Source organism: Eudoraea sp. (assembly GCF_049665975.1).
Classification (GTDB): domain Bacteria; phylum Bacteroidota; class Bacteroidia; order Flavobacteriales; family Flavobacteriaceae; genus Eudoraea.
This window is the reverse complement of the sequence record NZ_JBATGR010000137.1, coordinates 1-3,754: the sequence shown is the minus strand read 5'-3', so window position 1 is coordinate 3,754 and position 3,754 is coordinate 1. Positions and strand designations below refer to the sequence as shown.

The 3,754-nt window shown below is 35.0% G+C and carries 3 protein-coding genes; 1 reads left to right on the top strand and 2 read right to left on the bottom strand.

Going from position 1 to position 3,754, the window contains the following annotated elements:
* The coding region (locus WBN20_RS05330) for a nuclease-related domain-containing protein (RefSeq protein WP_424280974.1) at positions 1-898 on the top strand (898 nt) is incomplete at its 5' end.
* Between the two features lie 501 nt (positions 899-1,399).
* Here WBN20_RS05330 and WBN20_RS05325 read toward each other — a convergent pair.
* Together WBN20_RS05325 and WBN20_RS05320 are read right to left on the bottom strand one after the other, a co-directional pair.
* Positions 1,400-2,125, bottom strand: a complete 726-nt coding sequence (locus WBN20_RS05325) for a hypothetical protein (protein ID WP_424280973.1) — start codon at positions 2,123-2,125, stop codon at positions 1,400-1,402.
* Positions 2,126-2,961: 836 nt separating this feature from the next.
* Positions 2,962-3,754, bottom strand: a 793-nt coding sequence (locus tag WBN20_RS05320) for a universal stress protein (protein WP_424280972.1), incomplete at its 5' end; no start/stop codon positions are given.

Sequence of the window (3,754 nt, the reverse complement as noted above, 5' to 3'; positions counted from 1 at the left end):
AGACGTACTCGAGGTAAAGGGTACTATCCTCCAAAGAAATTTTGATGAATTAAAGAATGGTGCGGAAACTAATCTCAAGAGCAGAATAAGCAAACTAAAACGAAAGTGCGAAAGGCTATCATCTATTCAGGCCAAAAATGCTGTTATGGAATTAGCATACTGGTACCAACTTCAATTCTTATTAGGGATAAAGTTTATACTAGAAAAGAGTTTTGATTTTATCATAAGACTTCAGACTCGCAAATCAAGAAAAAGCCTGAATGCAATAAAGGAAAAGATAAGCGCGCTTGCAGCAAATAGGCAATCCATTATTTCAAGCCGTTGCGCATTCCAATTTCAAGAATTTGAATATGTAAAGAAGGTGGTCACTGATTTAAATCCCTTAATCGCAGGTGCAATAGGCGAAAATTTAGTACAGAAAGAATTAGAAAAGTTATCAGATACCTATGTGCTCTTTAATGACTTTTCACTAGTCTTCGAAAAACCTATTTATAACAAAAAGGAAAATGACCGCATATTCAGTATTCAAATAGATCATCTTTTAGTAACCAATGCCGGGATCTTTATTATAGAGACCAAAAACTGGAGCAAGGAATCTATTGCACGCCCTGACTTTAGATCTCCAATAAAGCAAATACAACGCAGCAGTTTTGCTATGTTTGTCATTCTTAACCATAGTGAGCAAGGTGCAAGCCGTATTCTCAGAAAACATCATTGGGGGGAGAAGAAATTACCTATATGGAATATTGTGGCCATGATTAATAATAAGCCCAAAGAAGAGTTCAAGTATGTTACCATCAAAAAATTGAAGGAGTTAAATGGCTATATAGATTCTTTTGAACCCATATTTGATGATTCTGAGGTGAGTAGAATTGCAGAATATTTGAGGAAATTATAAAACCAAAACTTTTTAAATTCCAAATAACAAGCACCAAATAACAAGAAATCATAAAGTGTTATTGGATTTTGGTCCCGTCCCGATAGCTTCTCCTTCGTAATACTATGGAGAAGGAGCTATCGGGAGCTATCGGGATGAGATTTGCCCCTCAAGCGAGAGCCCGCCTTGTCGGCAGACAGGCATCATGCTCGTGTTTCACATTCTTTAAGCCGGACCTTGTCGTCCGAAACGAAATGAAGGAGAGCCTGTCCGTTCGAAATGAAATGAAGGTGGACCTTAGGCTTCTCAAACAAACTTCTTTAAACTAGTTTTAAGAAGGCGTATATATGCAAACTTAGCCTTTTCAGGCAAAGAAATATTTTGGGTACGGGCGTGACGCCCGCGCCAGCCGGGGGACGGGCACAAAAGGATCCCAAAAGATAACAAAATGCAATAAATTCCGATTAGGAATTCAGCAGCAATGAGCTATTCCAGTTGTTGTAGCCAGTACTTTTATCTACCCTATCTGTAACTAACGACCAAAAATTTGGCTTCGGTATCTCCATTGTTTTCTAAAGCATGTTTGCAAGCCTCATGCCAATGAATATCACCCGAAGTAAATGCTTTATCGAGTTTACCTTCTTTATCGGATTCGTAGTTTAAGTTATAATCAGTCAGTGAATAAAGAATACGGTTGATTCCCGAATGCATTGGAATAATTTCTCCTACAGGCAAATTTACCTGTGTCATCTTAAAAGCTTCATTTTCGAATAAAGTCTGTGCAAAGTCAGGTGATACTGAGGTTGCATCATTTTCAACTGTATTTTCTCCGCATTCTGGCAAATCTGTACTTTTTTTGGCGAATACTAACCATTCGGCCACTGTAGTTCCGTTATTCCTTGCAGCATGTGTTCCAGCCTCATGAAAATGAACATCTCCTTTTTTCCAGGTTTTAGCACCTAATTTTTTGCCTTGCTCTTCCCAATCAATTGAGAAATCAGATAATGCATAAATCAGGCGGATTTCTCCTTCATGGGTTGCTTGAGATTCTCCTGGAGCAAGACTGATTTTTGATACTTTGGCATAGTCATTTTCGAAAATAACAACAGGACTTACGGTTATTACGGCAAGCTCTTCTATGGGTTTGTCTTTTTCAGTGTCTTTTTTCTCATTGTTTTTACATGATAAAAAAACTGATGCAAATGCTATTACCATAAATACGGTTAAGAATTCTTTTGAACGTTTCATGATTACTAAATTTTAGATTTTATGATATATTGTTTTATGAATGTTGTCCGAATCTCATATTTAATTTCTTCCAATATGAAATGCAAATTTCAATAGTAGTCAGATTAGTTCCTATGATATCAATCAGTAGTTTGCCTAACTATGCAATGCACTTTTACGGTCCTAAAATTAAGGTTGGAGAAGTGTAAGCTTTGTTACAGGCAGATTTTTTTGGCATTGACATTTTGGATACTGGTTACAACTCCTTATATAAGTCATAAAAAGCATTCTTTGCATACCTTTTTTAGCGTATAATGAGACCTGTCTTCCTTTTTCATCAATTTATCCCCAATGTTATAATTAAGCGCTCCTGGCATTTATGACATATATCATTTTTCTCGATGAGGTCACCTTAAATCTGTTCAATTGGACCTTGGATTTTGGTCCCGATAGCTTCTCCTTCGTAAAACTATGGAGAAGTAGCTATCGGGATGAGATTTACAATTTTTTACGTAGTTTAAATTAAATAACAGGAATAAAAAGGCATACAATTCGGAACCCCATTAAGTTGCAAAGTTGTCAAATAGTTGTAAAATAAGCTGCAACAAACCTAGGCAATAACCTGGTTGGTTTTTATAATCTATTCCGTTTAATTATTTTCCATTGCTGTTCCCGATACCTGCTGCCACAGCGTCCACGAAATGATCTGGGTCATTTAAGGGCAGAAGCAAGGTAACGTATTCAATTAAAGTGGCTTATTGTTTTGGTTTTGCGAAAGCAAAAATTCATCAGCGCAGACTGTCTTTTATTCGCTATTTTTCATATACGATATTAGGTCTTGTGCATAAAATATTAGCCTATTTGCCTTTAAACCTTCTAATTTCAGATTCTATTTTTTCATTATACATTTTGCCTATAACTTGAGTCCTCATATCCCTGTATTTTTTTTCATTAGTTGTATCTCCTAGTTTCTTATAAGCATTAGCTAGTGCTTTTAGAGAAGGCAAGTGCATAAAACTAATGTTCAGACAAGTTTTAAACTCATTTATGGATTCTTCAAATAAACCATCTTCAAGAAGTTGTTGGGCTATTTTGTAGTGGTTTTCTATATCCCTGATTTTGGATTCTAATTCCAAAATTATAATATTTTCATTTTTTATAGTAATAAAAGAACTTGGTATTTTCCTGATCACTTTTTCTGTTACACTGCCCATTAAAATTTTACTAATACCTGATTTTCCAGTGGTTCCAATAATTAACAAGTCAGAATTATGCTTTTCAATAGCTTTAAGTATTTCTATATCAGGAACTCCTTGCTCGATTTCTTTTGTTACATCCAATCCGGTAAAATTGAAACCTTCTAAAAAAAAGGCAAACTCTTTTTGATGCTCTTTGCGTATATTTTCAATTTGCTTTTCAAGATTGATTTTATGTCTTATTGAATATAAATAAGATACTTCATAAACAGTAAATATTACTAGTTCGGCTTTAAATCTGTGTGCTATAGTAATTGCATTTTTTAGTGCACGTTTTGATTGAGCAGAAAAATCAACAGGGCAGAATACTTTATTTATACTTAATTGTTTCCCGCTTTTTACGACAAATACAGGCTTACTACTTTTTTTAATAATTTTTTCGGCATTTGAACCT